The organism is Acinetobacter sp. ATCC 27244 (genome assembly GCF_000156555.1).
Classification (GTDB): domain Bacteria; phylum Pseudomonadota; class Gammaproteobacteria; order Pseudomonadales; family Moraxellaceae; genus Acinetobacter; species Acinetobacter haemolyticus.
Genome location: NZ_GG665950.1, coordinates 284,632 through 302,741 on the forward strand (window position 1 = coordinate 284,632; position 18,110 = coordinate 302,741).

Sequence of the window (18,110 nt, forward strand, 5' to 3'; positions counted from 1 at the left end):
GATACAAGAAATCGAAAATATTGGACAATGTGATCAATGCTCAATTTAATTGATGTATTTGGTCACTTCATAAAAATCGCTGCGAACTTTAGTGGGTTCGAGTACACTATGGGGCAAATTGTTGCATAGTGGAACAAAGAATGTCTGAAGAATTGACACTAGAAGAACGTAAAGTGATTTATCGTGCGCGTCGTGGTTTGAAAGAAATCGATGTGTATTTTGATCCTTATGTCAAAAATTGTTATCTCACAGCAGATGCGACTGAGAAAGCATTGTTTGCAGAGTTGGTAGATCAAGAAGATCCTGATTTACTGGATTGGTTCATGGAGGTGGGTGAACCTCCTCGTCCAGAGTTAAAAGCGTTTATTTCAAAATTAAAACAGTATGTCCACGGCTGATCGTGTTTTTGTGTTGAAACGCAGTCGTTTTGCATTTGCGTTTCAACTTTTTATTTTTATCGTACTGATCAGTTTATTGTATTACTTACTTCCTTGGTTTTTATGGCTTGTTAGCTTTCCTTTGATGCTAATTGCTTGGGTATTATTACTCAAACAACCTCAGCTTAAACACTTTGAATATTTAGATGATCAGCTTTGCTCCTTGTGTTTTAGTGATGAGATGCAGAGGATCGAGCAAAGGAAAATTCGAAAAATGATCGATCATCAATGTTATATCGTCATCTATTTTTATGACTCTCAATGTCGACCTTGTGTGATTTGGTGGGATCAATTGTCGATTTTACAGTGGAAAAAGCTCAGAACATGGGTCAAACTTGCATAATTGTTAGACAATTGTATGGGTGTATATTATTAATAAATAATTATAATTCAAAATCTTAAGCTATTTTGTTTCTGAAATAATCAAAATTGTTAGATTAAATACTCTAAAAAAACGTGAAAATGATGATTGTCAGACAATCTGGCGATCAAGTCTGATTTATTTTCGTTAAAGTACAAACACCAACGTAAAGTATGGTGGAGGTCCAAAATGATGGAAATTCCAACATGGTCGTTTCTGGTGATTGCAATCGTTTTTGCAATTGTAGTAGGAAGAGCAGGAACTTTACTCAGGGAACTTCTTGAATCACGTCGATCTAAGGTTGAAGTGAACAAGAGAAAGAGATTGAAAGTGTCATCAATATATCATTCTCCCATGAATACTGATGATGAACATCAATCGAGTATCTATCAAAAGTAGATACGTGAAGTGTAGGAGGTCTCTATGGAGATTTCAATGTGGATGTTTCTAGTAATTGCAATCGTTATGGCGATTGTTGTAGGAAGAGCTGGAACGTTACTCAAGGATTATTTTCAACAAAACTAAAATATAAAGAGTTTCACGATTTTACCAGTTAATAAGTAGCATGTGCTGAACCGTCGCAATGCTACTTTTTTTTGCCTGAAATTTCTGTATTCCCAAATATCTGTCAATTCTTTGTTCTGTGAAGTGTGTCAAAATAACCCTATCAAAATTAGAGCAATTACTCTTTAACTCGGGTATGGCATCTGATAAGGTACAACTAAAAGGAAAAACAAATTAATTAGAGGACAGGAAGCATGTCTAAATTCCAAAAAATTGGACAAGGTGTGGCGGTCGCATTATTCACAACATCAATGTTAACGGGATGTTCTTACGTCATTAAAACAGGGGCCAATGTTGCATTAGGTTTTAGTGAACGGCATATCGTACCACCAATTCTCGCAATGGACGATGCAGATATGGTGTGTAATACGGGTAATGCTTTAACTCCAGCAATTATGTCCACCAAAGATATGGGGGCTGATCCGACGCGTATGGCTGTTCTGATGTATTCTGCGGCGGGGATGTGTGCAGAAAATAAAGCATTAGAAGCTGAATTGCGTTATTTACGTGCTGCAAAATCAGGACAAGTTTCTGAAGCACAGGATGCCCGTATTGAGCAAAAGCGCTGGGCTGCACTAGCAGCAGAGCGTCAATATGCAGGTTATCAATTATTCGCAAATCGTTGGGAAAGCAAATATAAATATAAATTAGGTGATTCGTGTCCGACGATGCGAAATGATCTAGATCAAACCGTTTACCTACTAGGGATGGTCAGTGGTTTACAAGCAATGACCAATGATATTAACTCTGGTGGTGCGGTTCACGTGCCTAAAGATATTGCAGGTATCGTTGAACGTGGTATGGCATGTTTAGACAATGAAAAGTATTGGGGTGCGCCAATGGCAACCCGTGCTGTGATCTGGACACTCTTACCTGGTGCTGGTGATGGCAAGCCTGAACCTTATGCAACCATCAAACAGTCTATGCAAATCGGTGAAAAGAAAGGCGTTCGTTTAGCCCATGCGTTATATGCTGTGGCAGCGCAGGCAAGTGGCGATGATGTAAAAATGCGTGATGCTCTGCGCTCTTATGCTGCTGCAACAGGTGAAGATAAACCCGCAAATCCTCAGTTCAAATTGATTGACCAAATGGCGGGTGCCATGGTGAAAGGGATTGCGGATCGTTATTGGACTGAAAATACGGGCGTAAGAGCGAGTGATGAAGGTTTGTCTTCATTCTGGGATGAAACCAAAGAAAGTTCATCTGAGCTAGATGATTTATTTGATGGTGGTGAGTAAGCATCTGTTCTACAGACGCAATATGATGAAGTAACCTGAATTAAACGACCTTTTACAATATGGATTAAGCAAGTTATCTATGATCTGTAAATCGTAAAAGGTCTGTTTTCTCCAGAGAGGTGCATAAATGAAAGATCAAATATGGATACGGAAAGTCATTTTGATCGCTGTCTGTGTGTCAGTGGCAGCATGTTTGCAAGTATTTGCTGATCATTTCATTTATTGGAAATCCAGTCTATTAACCGAGTTTTGGCGGTTGTGGACTGCACACTGGGTGCATGTTGGTTGGATGCATTTCTTATTGAATATGTTGGCTTTTGCATGTTTGCCTTTCATTTTTCCACATGTGCGTAATTGGCATCTGGTTGCTTTATTATTGCTTCTTCCTCCATTTATTAGTCTGGTTTTTTATTATTATTTACCTTATATCGATGCCTATGCTGGATTATCTGGTGTTTTACATGGTCTCTATACCGCGGTCAGTATTGTTTATCTGCAATATCAAAATGAGCGCAAGTTTGCGGTGTTGGTGTTAGTTCTGATCGCTGCAAAATTGATTTGGGAAAATACTTTTGGACAATCAGGAACAGCACAGTTGATTGGTAGCCCTGTTTTAACCGAAGCACATTTGATTGGTGCAATTGGAGGTGTGTTGTGTGGATCAGGTTATTTACTTTTAGTTGGGAAAGATAAAGAACAGACACATTGATAATAAAGTCCATAAAAAAATAATTGTAGCCATTTTTTTTAGCGAAAGATTGCTGCAAATTTAGGCGGTTTAAAAGGGATTGGTGTTAAGAGGGTAAATTCATTTATCTATCAACCATAGACATCGCATGATTCAACATCTTTGGATGGATGTTGATAACAATAAATTGGAATAGACATGCAAAATGATCAAGAGAAAAAGTCTGGATTAGGTCTACTGAGTTATATCTGGACAGAGTGGATATCAGCCTTTGTTATTCTCATCTTACTCTTAGTAACACTCGTGATTGGTACGGGTGAGATGATCCATGGGCAGTTATTACGTATGGGTGAACGTCTGTACGGCGATCCGAATATTGGGATGCAATATTCGTTTCTACGGGCTGAACCGAGTAAGCCAACCTGTGATCGTAACCCAAATATCGATGCACAAGTTCAAGAGCAAATGAAGATCAATGCTGCGGATGAGTTTGCAAGCATGTTTGGTGTTGCTTCAGAATCTGATGTTCGTTCTTCATTACTGGCTGCACAACAACAGTGTGAAGAAAAATATGTCTTCTATGATAAAGCAATGGCGCATATTGAAGCGAATCCGAGTGTTCGTACCTATCGTACGATAGAGACGTCCTTTTTCGGCATCTTTAAATTTGGCTCTGAAAATCGTGCATTATTGTTAGTCATTATGGTGGTATTTGCTGCTATTAGCGCCACGATTAAATCACATCATATTGGTTTACGTAGTCCAGCCACTAGAATCGATTTCCGTATTTATAATACGGCAATGGTATTAGGTAATGGTTTACTTACTTCTTCTGTGATTAGCCAATACAACTCGGTACTTAATTCTGGTGTACCTTTTGCCTCTGGCATGAATGTGATTTATTGGTTATGGATGATTTTATTTGGATCATTGACCTTAATTAGTCTATTCCATTTGATTAAATCACCACCGCCAACTCGTGAAGGAGGTAATGTTGGTTTAGCCTTCTTGAGTATCCCGTTATATGCTTATATGGCGATTATTACAGGGGTGGCATTTACCTTCTTCATGGATTATCCAATGGGGCAAGGGATCTATCTTGGTCAGTTGGTTGAGTTTTCAAATATCTTCTTAAATCTTGCCTTGTTTATTTGGGCAGGTATGTTGCTTAAGCAGACACGTATTGTTGATTTATTCTTAAATATTTTACGTCCGTGGAACTTAGCGCCAGAAACCTTAACATGGTTAATTTTGATTGCAGCTGCATTACCAACCGCCTATACAGGGGCATCTGGTATCTTCGTTATTGCAGCCGGTGCGATTATTTATAAAGAAGTGTGGAATGCTGGTGGTCGTCGTCAGTTTGCATTGGCAGCAACAGCACTCTCTGGTTCATTGGGTGTGGTATTACGTCCATGTTTATTAATCGTTGTCGTAGCCTCTTTAAATAAAGAAGTGACAACTGATTTACTTTATACACATGGTATGTATGTCTTCTTATTGACTTCAACCTTGTTCTTAATCATTTCTTTGTTCTTTGCAGAGCAAAAATTCCGCATTTCACCGCCGAAAATTGCTTTGCCTAAATCATTGCGTGCGTTTGTTCCTGTAGCACCATATATCGTAATCTTTATTCTGATTTGGTTATTCTACAAGCATGCATTGTCAACGGATCTAAATGAATTTACAGCACCAGTGATGATGCCAGTAATTCTATTGCTGATGGTATTGTTTGATAAGTTACGTAAAGAACCTGCACCACTAGCACCAGTCGGGCATTGGGACAGTACTTTAAACACGTATACTGCGCCGCCAGATGGTTCACAACCTACACCGAAAGTGAATCCTGCAGATGATCCTCGCAACCCAGAGCGTAAAGTTCCATTTGGAAAAGCTTTACATCTCTCAACAACTGAAACAGTCGGTCATATTGGTGCCTTGATTATCCTTATGGCATTGTCTGTCAGCGTAGGTGGTTTCTTAGAACATATTGAAGTGATGGAAGCATTCCCGCGTGACATCAGTAGTATGTTTATTGTGATCAGTTTAGTGGTTGTGTTCATGGTTCTCGTAGGGATGATCATGGATCCATTTGGTGCGGTAATTTTGATTTCCGCAACGGTTGCACCAGTGGCTTATCAATATGGTATAGATCCTGTTCACTTCTGGATGATTGCATTGATTGGCTTCGAGCTAGGTTATGTCACACCACCTGTTGCCTTGAATCACTTGTTGGCACGACAAGCAATTGGTGATGATGAAGTACGAGCAGCCGACGAAGAAGTGAAGCATTTGTCCTTCTACTATCGTTTCGAACGTTGGATATTGCCATTATTGGTAATGGTCCCAGCAATCCTGATTGTTGCGTATATTCCTTATTACTTTAAGTTGTTTGGTTGGTACCAATAAGCAGTGAATAAAAAAGCACCTTCGGGTGCTTTTTTATGTATACAGAATAGGGAATATGATGGATAGATCAAAGCTACGCCAATAACTTTGCAATATTTTCCCATCCCATTTTAAGGGCTAGGTCTGAGGCGGTCATAGATTGGTTATTCAGTGCTGACTTATCTAGATTATGTTGCAGTAATGCTTGAATAATTAAGAAATTACCCGCAATAGCTTCTCGATGTAATAATTGATTGCCGTGATCATCTCTTTCATGAATTACGGTTGGATTGGTTTGGATAAAGTTTAAAAAACTATCTAACATCTTTTCGCACATGGGATGTTCAATTAAGTTTTCAGGGTGTTCCTCTTGATCATAGACAAATAAGATATTGTTGGGATCACCGAAATTTATTCCCCAAGATTCATCATATTCTTTTCGCTCAGAATCATTTAATTGTTTACGATATTCTTGAATAGTAAAGCCACCATAAACCTGATCTTGAGTTAAAAACATCCAGTCTACGATCGCCTCAAAAGGTTGCGCTATAATGTCACCAGCTTGTACATTGTCGATATAGTTTGGTTGATTTATTAACTGGCCAGAGATTGTGGTCCCATCAAAATCAATTTGGTTTATCCACATATACTCAACTAGTGGTGAGTCCGATGAGTCGCTGTGTTCTTGGATGAATGCACATTTAACATAAGCAAGATCAAAAGCAGGAATTATTCTGCGATATTCCCAAGAAAGTTCTCGCCAAAAATATTTAAAGGTTTCTTGAGCTTTATTGAATGCTGAAATCATTTCAGGAGATTCATTTACAAAAACGGTATTTCTTATATTCATGAGTTTGAATTTTCCTAATTTGTATCGTTGCAATTTTATTCAAAAGAGTAGCGTATTGTTAAAGTTTAAAACGCCATTTCTTATAGGTTTGTGTAAGTGGACTACATAAAAAGATCGCAATCAAAATAAAGCCAAAACCAATTAGACTGTAGGTATCAGGTAATTCGTGCCAAAGTAAAAAGCCCCAGATACCTGCAAAGATAATCGCGACATAGTTGATTGGAGCGATCTGACCTGCTGGCGCTAGACGATACGCATGTGACATAAATAGTTGACTAACATTGGCGAGTACACCAGCCGCAATCAGAAAGAATAATTCTTCAAGTTGATAGGGGCGCCAAACCCAAAACATCGGGATGCCTGAGAGTAGAGCACCGATAAAGCAAAAATAAAATACGATGCGCTCTGGGGGCTCGGTCTGGGTAAGCGCGCGGACAGTCACAAATGCCATCGCTGCACATAAACTAGAGGTGATTCCAATGATTGATAACCAGTTCAATAGCCCTTGATCAGGCTTTGCCACAAAAAATACCCCAATAAAACCGAGTGCTGCCGCGCAAAGCATTAGCGTGCTGATACGTTCTTTAAGAAAGAGCCATGCAATAAAAGGAATAAAGATTGGGGAAGAGTAGGTAAAGACCATCGCATTGGATAATTCAAGATGAGCAATTGCATAAAAGAAACCGTACATTGCAGCTAATCCAATAATACTTCGCCAAGTATGCATCCAGATTTTTTCTGTTTTGACAAAATCGGTGCCTTGTCTATAAATGAAAGGTAAGAACAGTATCAATCCAACTAAGTTTCTGAAAAAGACAATGGTGTAGTTATCGATGGTATGTGATGCAAAACGGATGCATATGCCCATAAGTGAGAATAAAAAAGCTGAAAACGTCAGGCATGCGATTGCAAGAACGACAGGGTGACGTTGACTGACGATAGGCATAAAATAAAAATGCTAGAAGGGATGATCACATTCTAGCAAATTGAATAGCTTAAAAGCTGTTTTACGATGCTTGTGTTTGGAGCAGTTGTGCTTCTAATAGTTTGATTTGTTCTTCTTTGAGTTTTATTAAAGTATCAGCATCGTGGTGTTGGGCTTGTAACTCTTGTTTCTGATCTTTGAGCTGGTGTTGAATATCATCTAATTTAGCAATTTCTTCTTTTGCTAGGCTTTCATTGTTTGGCACAGCTGCTTTGAGTATTGATTCTTCAACCAGTTGAATCGGAGCTGGGTCACTTTCCTCATTTACATGACTCATCATCGCAGCGCTAGCGGCTTCGACATTTTCTAATGAAGTCGTTACAGGATGGGGTTGGCTTACAGCTGTTTCAGTTTCTGCTGTATGGTTAGATAACAGCCACTGTGCAGTAAAAAATATCAGCACAACGAGGCTAATCCCACCAATGATCATCCATAATAATTTGGAGTTGCTTGTTTGGGCTGGTGACGTCATTTTTTTAACCTTCTAGTCAAAATGACGAGGTTTGAACTGTATCACCCCAATTTCATCTGGCTCAGCGGGTTGCGACTCTTCCACATGGGTCGGACGTTTTTCGCTATAAGCACATTCGATACATTCAATCCACTCGTCATCCACAGTAATGATTTTAACGACACGATCCAAAGCCCCACATTTTGGGCATTTAGCGCCCGCGATGAATTGTCTTTTCATGTCAGTTAATACCATCCTGTGAACAATAATGACGTAGTTTAAGCGGTTTTATCTGTCTTCGTCCAACCTTGATGACGCAATAATGCATCTATTTTTGGTTCTCTTTTTCTGAAATTGCGAAACGCATCAAGTGCTGTATCTTTTCCGCCAACTGCTAGAATAAACTTTCGAAATTCTTTTCCAGTCTCTGTGTTAAAAATACCTTCATTTTCGAATCGGTCAAAGGCATCACTGGCTAAAACTTCTGCCCATTTATATGAGTAATAACCTGCAGCATAGCCACCTGCAAAAATATGACTAAAACTGTGTTGGAAACGGTTATAAGCAACAGTAGGAACAACCGAAAATTTCGCTCGAATGTCATCTAAAGTCGCTTGGATTTGCTCGCTATTTAAAGCGGGCGATTGACGGTGAATAGTGAGGTCAAATAGTGCAAATTCGATTTGACGTAGTGTTTGCATACCTGATTGGAAGAAACGCGCATTCAACAATGCAGTTAACAATTCTTGCGGCAAGGTTTGCTTGGTTTCAATATGCTCGCTAAGTACATCTAAACTTTCATTGTCCCATGCCCAAAACTCCATGAACTGGCTTGGTAACTCCACTGCATCCCATGCAACGCCGTGTGTGCCTGCAACCGAGATATTATCCACTTCGGTGAGCATGTGATGTAAGCCATGACCAAATTCATGGAATAGGGTAATCACTTCATCATGCGTAAGCAGGGCAGGCTGATCGCCAATCGGTGGTGTAAAGTTACACACCATATAGCAAATTGGTTTTTGCAGTCCATTTGTGGTTTGTACGCGGGAACGGAAGCCGCTCATCCATGCGCCACCGCGTTTGCCATTGCGGGCATATAAATCGAAGTAGAAACCACCCACCACTTGACCTTGATCTTCAATTTCAAAATAACGCACATCATTTTGCCAAACAGGTGCCTGACGTTCAACGATCTGGATACCATAAAGACGTTGCACAATCTGGAATAAACCGTCCACAACTTTTGGAGCTGGGAAATAGGGTTTAAGTGCTTCTTGAGACAAGTTGAATTGCTGTTGTTTCAGCTTTTCAGAATAATAGGTGGCATCCCACGGTTTGAGTTCTTCGATACCATCCTGTTGTGCAATTGCTTTGAGTTCAGCGATTTCGGCAAGAGCAGGTGTGCGTGCATGTTCTGCCAAATCCACTAGGAATTTATCGACGGTTTCGACGTTAGGTGCCATTTTGCTGGCCAAGGAGTATTCAGCAAAATTGTTAAAGCCAAGTAGTTGTGCCATCTCTTGACGTAAGCTCAGAATTTCTTCCATCACAGGAGTATTATCAAATTCAGTCTTGTCAGATTGCTCTGAGGCACGAGTCACGTAGGCTTTATACAGCTCCTCTCTAAGTTCGCGATCATCAGCATAGGTCATAATCGCAAAATAAGCAGGGAAGTCGAGTGTGGCAACGGCTTGATCAAGCTCACGCTGTTGTCCATATTGCTTTAATAGTTCAATACTGCTTTGTGGTAAGCCTTTGAGTTGTTCTTCTGTTAATGCTTTGAAATAAGCTTGCGTTGCATCGAGTACATGGTTAGAGAAATCTGAAGACAGTTGTGATAAACGTGCTGAGATTTCCGCATAACGTTTTTTGGCTTCGCCTTCAAGTGCAACGCCTGAAAGTTTGAAATCACGTAAAGCGAGTTTAATGGCACTTTGTTGAGCTTCGCTCAGACTTTGGAACGCAGCGCTGTCATGTATCTGTTGATAGGTTTGATATAATGCCGTGTGCTGTCCAAGCTGAGTGTAGTATTCGCTTAAACTCGGTAAAAGTGATTGATACACTTCACGGGTTTCGGCATTGTTCATGACCGCATTGAGGTGTGACAAAATGCCCCATGATTCACTCATGTTATTTTCAAGCTGATCGACTTCAGTCAGCGTTGCAAGTTGTGCTTCGATGTCTTGAGGAGCTTCATTGAGTTGATTTAAGAAGTTTTGACCATTTTGAATGGTGCTTTCAATCTGTTGTTTTAAGTCGGCAAGTTGGATTTGATTAAACTGGGGAGTGGGAAGTGTTGCTTGCTGTAGTGTCATTGTATTTTTGCCATATCATCTTTAAACATAGTTATAGATGTAAGGCTTACAAGCACGGAAATCAAGGTTGATTCATGATTTATTAGATGATTGTTTTGTTGTTAATTCAATTTTGTTTATTGATATAGATGGCGAGCACATGCTTCAAATCGAAAAAATAAGAGAGCCGAAGCTCTCTTATCTTTTATCAATTACTCAGCCTTTGCTTTCGCATTCGACTTTTTCTTTTTCACTTTCTTTTTGGCCTTTTCTTTCGTATCAGGCTTAGCCGAAGCCTTTTTAGCTGGCTTTTTGCTATAAGAACTTGGTTTGTTCTTATCCTTTTTCTTACGCACAGGCTTTTCGCCGTCTTCACTGACTTTAGCTTTCGTAGATGAAGGTGCTTTGCCGAATACTTCTTCAGTTGTTGACGCACGATTCGAGCTAGAAGGATTCGCAGTACGAGGTGCTTTTTGGCGAATTACACGACCCAAATGAGTCAACTGTTGTACCAATTGGAAGTCGATCTTACGTTCCTCTAGATTCACGCCTGCAACCTGAATCTTGACTTCATCACCGAGGCTAAACGATTGTCCACGGTTCTGTCCGATTAAACTTTGGCTGGCTTGATCATAGAGGAAGAAGTCTTCACCTAATTGACTCACATGAATCATGCCATCGACATAGAGATCTTTAAGGGTAACAAATAGACCAAACTCAGTCACGGCACTGATCACCCCAACGAATTCATCGCCTAGATGTTGTTGCATGTAGTGACATTTCAGCCATGTGGTTACACTGCGTGAAGCTTCGTCAGCACGACGTTCTGTTTGTGAGAAATGCTCGCCTGCATCATCGAGCGCCGCACCTGACAATGGATAAGGTTTTTGTTGTAAATAAGCCTTGATCGCACGGTGTAAGAGCAAGTCAGGATAACGACGAATTGGTGAAGTGAAGTGCGTATACGCCTCATAAGCAAGACCGTAGTGTCCTGAGTTCTTCGCACCATAATAAGCTTGCATCATCGAGCGTAACAAAACGGCATGAATACTTGGTGCATCTAAACGATCTTTAGTTGCTTCAATAACACGTTGATAATCCGCTTGTGTTGGCTGTTCAGGGAACGGTAAACCAAGCAACTTCACAAAATCACGAACTTTTTGAATACGTGAAAACTCCGGTGCTTCATGTACACGATAAAGCATCGGAATATCGTGTTCTAAGCAATACTCTGCAGCCGCAACGTTAGCCAATAACATACATTCTTCAATGAGTTTATGTGCATCGTTACGTGTGCGTGGCAAGATTTCCTTGATTCCACCTAACTCGTCAAAGGTCATGTAGGTTTCAATGGTTTCAAATTCCATTGCATGACGTTCAGCTCGGAGGCCTTTAAGCGTTTGATAGAGTTGGAATAGTGTGTTTAGTGATTTATGAATGGTCTTGTCTTCAGGAATCGCATCTGTTGCACCTTCAAAATATTGACCAACTTGGGTGTAGGTCAAACGTGCTTTGGAATGCATAACCGCAGGATAGAACTCATAACCTGTCACTTTACCTGCACGTGATAGTTTTAAATCACAAACCATACATAAACGGTCTACATGCGGATTTAGAGAACACAATCCATTCGACAAGGCTTCTGGTAACATTGGCAGGACGAAGTGCGGGAAATAAACCGATGTGCCACGATCTTCCGCTTCTTCGTTTAATGGCGACTCTAAACGAACATAATGGCTTACATCTGCGATTGCCACCACAACACGGTAACCGCCTCCTGGGCGCTTCTCCGCATACACAGCATCATCAAAGTCGCGTGCATCTTCACCATCAATAGTGACCAGTGGCAGATCTCGTAAATCAACGCGATTTTTTATGTCTTGTGCAGAAGGTTCTTTAAAGCTTTCAGCTTCTTTAATCACTGCTTCTGGAAATTCATAAGGCAAACCAAATTCTAAAATTGTTTGCGGGATAATAATTTCAGTATCCGCTTTGTCTGCCATGGATTGAACCACGTGACCAGTTGCAAGCTCTTCACGAGTTGGATAATCATCAATCGCAACACGTAACATATCACCAACTTTGGCATTGGCATGTTCAATCAGTTCTTTTTCTAGGGTAATCGGTTGATGCTGATTTGGATTACTTGGTTGAATAAAGTATTCACCTTGATGTTCAGCCACTTTACCAATGATTTGTTTCACGCGGCGCTGTACCACTTCAGTAATGAAGCCCCAAGCTTTACCTTTGCGATCAACTGAAGTCTGACGTACTTTAACGCGGTCACCATTAAAAACGAGACGCAACTCACGTTCAGGTAAGAGGACATCATCTTGTCCCGCGATATTTGCAGTACCTAAACCTTTACTATTGATATAAACCGTTGCTTCGTAGCTAGGCGCATCTGTTGAGGGCTGATATTTAAAACCATCCTTCATCAGTTGACCATCGCGAACCATCGCACTTAAACGATGGTTCAAGGCATCAATACTTTTTTGGTCTTGAATATTAAAATGCTCAACGAGTTCTGCGTGAGATTGCGCAGTTTTTAATTGTTCTAATGTAGTAAGAATAAGAGTTCGGCTCGGAATAGGATTATCGTAACGTTCAGCTTCTGCTTTTGCTTCGGGATCAACCCAATTTGTAGTCATATCGTTTCATTTCACATCTGGCAGATCACTTTAGCATAAGACATTCAAACTTAGACTGCACGTCAAAGATTGCAAGATTGTGTTTATGTCATGGATCTGTATAAAAGAGATGCCTATATTAACAAGTGAAAAGCAAAAAAATGCTGAAAAAATACCAAAATTGTTTAAAAAATATTTGATTGATTTAAAAAAACAGAAAAAATAGGGTTCTTCCCTTGTGTAATGGGGATTTAGTTTGTATTATTGCGCTCGTGTTACGGTGAGATGGGTGAGTGGCTGAAACCACATCCCTGCTAAGGATGCATACGGGTAACTGTATCGAGGGTTCGAATCCCTCTCTCACCGCCACTTTACTTAAGGCGCTCATAGCTCAGCTGGATAGAGCACTTGGCTACGAACTAAGGGGTCGGGAGTTCGAATCTCTCTGAGCGCACCAAGTAAAGATTTAAAAGTAACACACGCCTGCATAGGCACATAAGTAATGCGCTCATAGCTCAGCTGGATAGAGCACTTGGCTACGAACTAAGGGGTCGGGAGTTCGAATCTCTCTGAGCGCACCAACTTAATGAAATAAACCGCTTAATTGCGGTTTTTTTGTGTCTGAATTTTCTTTTGTAGTATTTTATCGAAGAAAAGATATAAATATCCGACTGTTCCCAAGACACCTACCATACGAACCACATGAAATGCAGTCACGATTGGAACACCGAGTTGCAGAACCTTGGCTGTGATCGTCATTTCAGCGACACCACCGGGCGCAAGTCCTAAACCAAGGGTGGCGATAGGAAGATCCGTCCATTGCATCAGTGTATAAGCTAGCAGCCCAGTTAAGAATAATGCGCCTAGATTACAAAGTGCCACAATGCTTAAATAACGCGGGGCGGTTTTAAAAAATCCAGGTTTAAATTTATTACCTAATGACCAACCGAGTAAGACTTGTCCTAGATGAATAATCGGTGTCGGAATTGCGGATAGATGAATATCTTGTGCTGTAAAGAAGATAGCAACCAATAATGCACCAAAGGTCCATGGATTAGGGAGTTTAAACTGAATAAAAATACGACTGGCAATATAAGAGATCAAGACCAAGCTGAAAAAACCAAACCAGTTCACTTCGAGATGTTTTGCGATTTGATCCGTATCAAAACCATGCCAGCCCATAAATTGGTAAAAGAAAGGCACAATCACCACCACCATTAATACGCGTAATGTATGAGCTGATGCAACTTGATCAACGCGTGCCTGATAGTGTTCTGCGAGATGAGACATCTCATTTGCCCCACCAATTGCAGAAGCAAACCATGCGGTTTTAAAGTCGACTTTTGCCCAGCGTTGCAATATAAAGGCACCGATTGCACCGAGTAATAATGCAAACAACAGGCCGATCAGTAATACCAGCCAATGTGATGCGATTAGGTGAATCATCTCTGGTGTGAAATATAAACCGAGCGTGAGTCCTATGATGGATAGTCCAATACTGCGTGCAGAATTATGACATTCGATGGGAGCGTGATTTATTTTAAGAAGAGCGGTGGTGAATAATGGCCCGAGCAGCCATGGAATAGGTAAGTGTAGCCACTGTGCAACAAGTGCACCTAAAAATGCAAGGCTTAGACTCAAAGCATACTTTAGATACAATTGCATAAATCAAATCGCATAAATAAAAGGTAAATGACCGATAGATTTTATTCTCTATCGGTCAACATTATTTAAATCGCTCTGTGACGGTTACGTAACCAGCGGATTAAAGGAAGTACGATCATGATACCTGCTAAAATCCACAATACTTTGGTGATGTAGCCATCGAACAAGATTGACAATTCACCTTGAGAAATAGACAGTGCGCGACGTAAGCTTGACTCCATAAGCTCACCCAAAACAAAGCCTAAGATCAGGGCGGATAATGGGAAGTTGAGTTTACGTAAAATATAACCAAAAATACCCAATCCAACCATCAGAACCAAGTCGAATACGGTGCTATGTATTGCATACACACCAACGAAGCTGACTGCTGCGATTGCAGGAAGAAGAATAAAGTTTGGAACGCTCAACAACTTGGCAAAGAAACGTACCAATGAAATATTCATGATCAATAATAAAATACTGGCAATGAATAATGATGCAATTAGTCCCCAAACAATCGTTGGTTGTTCAGTGAATAACTGTGGACCAGGCGTAATATTGTAAAGCGTTAATGCACCTAACATCACAGCTGTGGTACCTGAACCAGGTACACCTAGAGTTAACATTGGAATAAATGAACCACATGCCGAAGCATTATTGGCTGCTTCAGGTGCTGCAATACCACGTAAATCGCCGTCACCAAATTTTCCATCTTTTCCCGCAAGTTTTCGTTCGCTGGTATAAGACATTGCACTGGCAATTGTTGCGCCTGCGCCCGGTAAAATGCCGACAATGAAGCCCAGTAGCGAACTACGAATCGTGGTTTTTAGGGTGAACAAAAATTCTTTTAGGTTGAAAAGACTGCGTTTACCTTGTCCAAGTGCTTTCTGTCCAATCGCTGTTTTTTCTAACATAATCAGAATTTCACTGATACTGAAAAAACCGATCACGATGGTAGTGAACTGAACGCCATCACTGAGGTTTACTGAGTCAAATGTAAAGCGATAGACACCTGTCACTGCATCGACACCAACGGTAGCAAACAGTAATCCGATCAAGGCTGCTACGGCTGTTTTAATCGGTTGATCACCCACGAGGCCACTTAAACAGGTCAGAGCAAATACCATTAAAACGAAATATTCAGCTGGCCCGAAAACAATTGCCCATTTTGCTAAAAGGGGAGCAAATAATACGATCCCGATAATTGCAATTAAACTGCCAATAAATGAGCTCATGGCCGAGAGCGACAGCGCAATCCCTGCTTTTCCTTGTTTAGCAAGTGGGTAACCGTCCATGGTGGACATAATTGCTGCTGCATCTCCGGGGACATTGATTAGAATGGCGGAAATTCGTCCACCATATTCACATCCGAGATAAACGGCTGCCAGTAAGATTAATGCACTCTCAGGGGGGAGTCCTAAGGCATAAGCAAAAGGAAGGAGTAATGCAACACCGTTAATTGGACCGAGACCAGGCAATAAGCCGACAATCGTACCAATGAATGCACCAATCAGTGCAATGAATAGGTTTTGTGGGGTTAATGCGACTTGAAAGCCGTACATTAAATATTCAAAAACGTCCATTAATTCTTCCTTGATTAACTAAAAAATCCTAATGGCAGTGGTACATCTAATATGTAGTCAAATAACCCATATAAGAGGCAGCCAAAAACAATGCCTGTGATTAGTGATGCTTTTAAACTTCCTCCGAAGAGGGTGCCGACAAGGAAAAACATGATGGCTGTTGCAATAGGGAAACCTAAGAACTCAAAAGTAACGGCATAAATCAGCATAAACAGCATCAACAAACCGATTTTTTTTAAGACGGATGGGGTGTATCCCAGATCAATAAATTCAGCGAGTTTTCGAGGTCTAAAGGTAAGATATAAACAACATGAAATTAAAAGTAATAACAGGAGTACGGGATAAGGACGTGGTCCTAACGGGTCATATGCAATGGGTGCGACATAGCCCCAAGCCAAGTAGAGTAGGCCAAGACTGACGAGTCCTAAGGTCCCTGAAAAAATCCTTTCTGCGGACATAGATCATTCCTTTTTCATTAAAATTCAGGAACACTTCAACCCTGAGTTTCATTCTATGAAAGATCAGCGGTTGAAATGTTTTCTGGGTTTTAAGTGCTATTTTGTAACGAGGTCGAACTCTTTAGATAATGCTCTTAATTGATTGGTTTGTTGGATTACAAACTGATCTAATTCTTCACCTGTCATGGAGAGCGGGAGTAGCTCAAACTGTTGACGTGATTGCTCAAATTTTGGATCTTGCATCATTTTTTCAAATGAAGTTTTCCACCATTGATAAGCTTCGTCACTGACTTTTGGACCAACGTAATATCCACGTACAACTGGCCATTGAATGTCATAACCTTGTTCTTTTGCAGTCGGAATGTTTGCTAATTCATTTGGTAGACGTTCAGGAGCAAACACGGCTAGAGCACGTACTTTTCCTGATTTAATATGAGGGATGACTTCAGCAATTCCAGCGCTGACCACTTGGATGTGATTACCCAGAACAGATGTTACCGCCTCACCGCCGCCTTCTAGGGCAATGTATGTCATGTCTTTAGGATTTACACCTGCAGCTTTTGCAAGCATCGCAGTTTGCATCCAGTCCTGACCGCCCACACTACCACCTGCGCCGAAGCTCACGGATTTCGGATTTTTCTTGAGTGCAGCAACTAAGTCGTTAAGATTTTTATATGGAGATTCTGCATTGACCGCAACCACGCCATAATCTGTCCCGACAATCGCTAACCAGCGAACATCTTTTTCCGTATATTGGCCAAATTTTCCTTGGGCAAGGTTGAGTAATGAGCCGGTAGAGAATGCAACAATCGCATTGTCATTCGCAGGGTCGTTAGCAACGATTTTATTGTATGCTACAGCGCCTACACCACCGGGCATATAGGTTACACGCATAGGAGAATTTAAGAGTTTGGTTTCTTTGAAAGCATTTTGTGCCAGTTTACATGTGAGATCGAAACCACCGCCAGGTTTTGCTGGGGCGATACATTCTGGGCGTTTGGGTTCTCCAACTTCACCTTTATTTTTTCCACATGCTGTTAAACCGAATCCTAAGGTCACTAAAGTGCTGGTTAATATAATTCCTCTTAACATCTTAAATGTTTCTCCATAAACGATTATATTTATACGCACAATAATAGTGCATATTTATATTGGCTTCTTTGCCATAATTAAATAAAGTTACATGCATAAAATTGAGCATTATTCTTTTGGAATCTGGGGTGCTCTTTATCACATTTTGATAACTTTAAATCAGGGTGTTCATCATAAAATTAAACAGAAAAAGCATAGCATCAACTTATATCTTGTGATGATTCATTTTAGAAATATCAAATTACATGCAATTTATTTTAAAAATGTTTGAGTTTAACTATATAAAATAAAAAATATTTTATTAAAGGTTGTTGTTTTAAATTTAACTTTTAAAGCACGAATTAGGTGTTTTAATTTATCTTACTGGGGTGTTTGAATTGTTTTTTATTTTGTTTTTTTTGAAATTTTGCTCTAGGGTTTAATTGTTTATTTATGGTTTTTTAT

The 18,110-nt window shown here is 40.3% G+C and carries 16 protein-coding genes and 3 tRNA genes; 9 read left to right on the plus strand and 10 right to left on the minus strand.

Translation table 11 applies throughout. The features are described 5' to 3' along the window. Window positions 1-140 precede the first annotated feature (140 nt). The 6 genes from HMPREF0023_RS03550 to HMPREF0023_RS03575 all read left to right on the plus strand — a co-directional run bounded on the left by HMPREF0023_RS03550 (window position 141) and on the right by HMPREF0023_RS03575 (window position 5,697). A complete protein-coding gene (locus HMPREF0023_RS03550) occupies window positions 141-398 on the plus strand; it encodes a succinate dehydrogenase assembly factor 2 (protein ID WP_005088318.1) in 258 nt (85 codons plus the stop codon). Beyond that, entirely contained in the window at window positions 385-780 is a 396-nt protein-coding gene (locus HMPREF0023_RS03555) for a hypothetical protein (protein ID WP_005088316.1), read from the plus strand. The genes HMPREF0023_RS03550 and HMPREF0023_RS03555 overlap by 14 nt, the downstream gene beginning before the upstream one ends. 210 nt (window positions 781-990) lie before the next feature. Beyond that, window positions 991-1,197, plus strand: a complete 207-nt coding sequence (locus HMPREF0023_RS03560) for a hypothetical protein (RefSeq protein ID WP_026056364.1) — start codon at window positions 991-993, stop codon at window positions 1,195-1,197. A gap of 359 nt (window positions 1,198-1,556) precedes the next feature. Further along, complete coding sequence (locus HMPREF0023_RS03565; protein ID WP_004641019.1) at window positions 1,557-2,600, plus strand: hypothetical protein; 1,044 nt, start codon at window positions 1,557-1,559, stop codon at window positions 2,598-2,600. Window positions 2,601-2,727: 127 nt separating this feature from the next. Beyond that, the gene (gene rrtA, locus HMPREF0023_RS03570) at window positions 2,728-3,309 is read left to right on the plus strand and encodes a rhombosortase (protein WP_004641018.1); all 582 of its coding nucleotides are present in this window, start codon (window positions 2,728-2,730) and stop codon (window positions 3,307-3,309) included. 177 nt (window positions 3,310-3,486) lie between these two features. After that, on the plus strand, window positions 3,487-5,697 hold the full coding sequence (locus tag HMPREF0023_RS03575; protein ID WP_004641016.1) for a TRAP transporter large permease subunit: 2,211 nt from the start codon (window positions 3,487-3,489) through the stop codon (window positions 5,695-5,697). A gap of 73 nt (window positions 5,698-5,770) precedes the next feature. Here the strand turns inward: HMPREF0023_RS03575 and HMPREF0023_RS03580 are convergent, their stop codons facing one another. The 6 genes from HMPREF0023_RS03580 to rnr form a co-directional block, all read right to left on the minus strand. After that, a complete protein-coding gene (locus HMPREF0023_RS03580) occupies window positions 5,771-6,526 on the minus strand; it encodes a DUF2314 domain-containing protein (RefSeq protein WP_005088313.1) in 756 nt (251 codons plus the stop codon). 58 nt (window positions 6,527-6,584) lie between these two features. Further along, window positions 6,585-7,472, minus strand: a complete 888-nt coding sequence (locus tag HMPREF0023_RS03585; protein WP_005088311.1) for a DMT family transporter — start codon at window positions 7,470-7,472, stop codon at window positions 6,585-6,587. 61 nt (window positions 7,473-7,533) lie between these two features. Beyond that, the gene (locus tag HMPREF0023_RS03590) at window positions 7,534-7,983 is read right to left on the minus strand and encodes a hypothetical protein (RefSeq protein WP_005086822.1); all 450 of its coding nucleotides are present in this window, start codon (window positions 7,981-7,983) and stop codon (window positions 7,534-7,536) included. 12 nt (window positions 7,984-7,995) lie between these two features. Next, complete coding sequence (locus HMPREF0023_RS03595) at window positions 7,996-8,202, minus strand: YheV family putative metal-binding protein (RefSeq protein ID WP_005086820.1); 207 nt, start codon at window positions 8,200-8,202, stop codon at window positions 7,996-7,998. A 38-nt stretch (window positions 8,203-8,240) separates the two neighbouring features. Continuing rightward, window positions 8,241-10,280 (minus strand): M3 family metallopeptidase, encoded by a 2,040-nt coding sequence (locus HMPREF0023_RS03600; RefSeq protein ID WP_008941218.1) that lies wholly within the window; start codon window positions 10,278-10,280, stop codon window positions 8,241-8,243. A gap of 191 nt (window positions 10,281-10,471) precedes the next feature. Beyond that, entirely contained in the window at window positions 10,472-12,910 is a 2,439-nt protein-coding gene (gene rnr / locus HMPREF0023_RS03605) for a ribonuclease R (protein ID WP_008941219.1), read from the minus strand. 258 nt (window positions 12,911-13,168) lie between these two features. On the opposite strand from rnr, the gene HMPREF0023_RS03610 reads away from it, so the two are divergent. The 3 genes from HMPREF0023_RS03610 (at window position 13,169) to HMPREF0023_RS03620 (ending at window position 13,470) form a co-directional block, all read left to right on the plus strand. Further along, window positions 13,169-13,258, plus strand: a tRNA-Ser gene (locus HMPREF0023_RS03610). A gap of 11 nt (window positions 13,259-13,269) precedes the next feature. Then, window positions 13,270-13,346 (plus strand) — tRNA-Arg (locus HMPREF0023_RS03615). A gap of 47 nt (window positions 13,347-13,393) precedes the next feature. Next, window positions 13,394-13,470 (plus strand) — tRNA-Arg (locus HMPREF0023_RS03620). Window positions 13,471-13,489: 19 nt separating this feature from the next. Here the strand turns inward: HMPREF0023_RS03620 and HMPREF0023_RS03625 are convergent. From HMPREF0023_RS03625 to HMPREF0023_RS03640, 4 genes are all read right to left on the minus strand, one after another. Next, window positions 13,490-14,554, minus strand: coding sequence for an AbrB family transcriptional regulator (locus tag HMPREF0023_RS03625; protein WP_008941221.1), 1,065 nt, complete (start codon window positions 14,552-14,554; stop codon window positions 13,490-13,492). A 65-nt stretch (window positions 14,555-14,619) separates the two neighbouring features. Continuing rightward, on the minus strand, window positions 14,620-16,116 hold the full coding sequence (locus HMPREF0023_RS03630) for a tripartite tricarboxylate transporter permease (RefSeq protein WP_005086812.1): 1,497 nt from the start codon (window positions 16,114-16,116) through the stop codon (window positions 14,620-14,622). A 14-nt stretch (window positions 16,117-16,130) separates the two neighbouring features. Then, complete coding sequence (locus HMPREF0023_RS03635) at window positions 16,131-16,574, minus strand: tripartite tricarboxylate transporter TctB family protein (RefSeq protein WP_008941222.1); 444 nt, start codon at window positions 16,572-16,574, stop codon at window positions 16,131-16,133. A gap of 96 nt (window positions 16,575-16,670) precedes the next feature. Then, on the minus strand, window positions 16,671-17,666 hold the full coding sequence (locus HMPREF0023_RS03640) for a tripartite tricarboxylate transporter substrate binding protein (protein WP_005086808.1): 996 nt from the start codon (window positions 17,664-17,666) through the stop codon (window positions 16,671-16,673). Window positions 17,667-18,110: the final 444 nt, after the last annotated feature.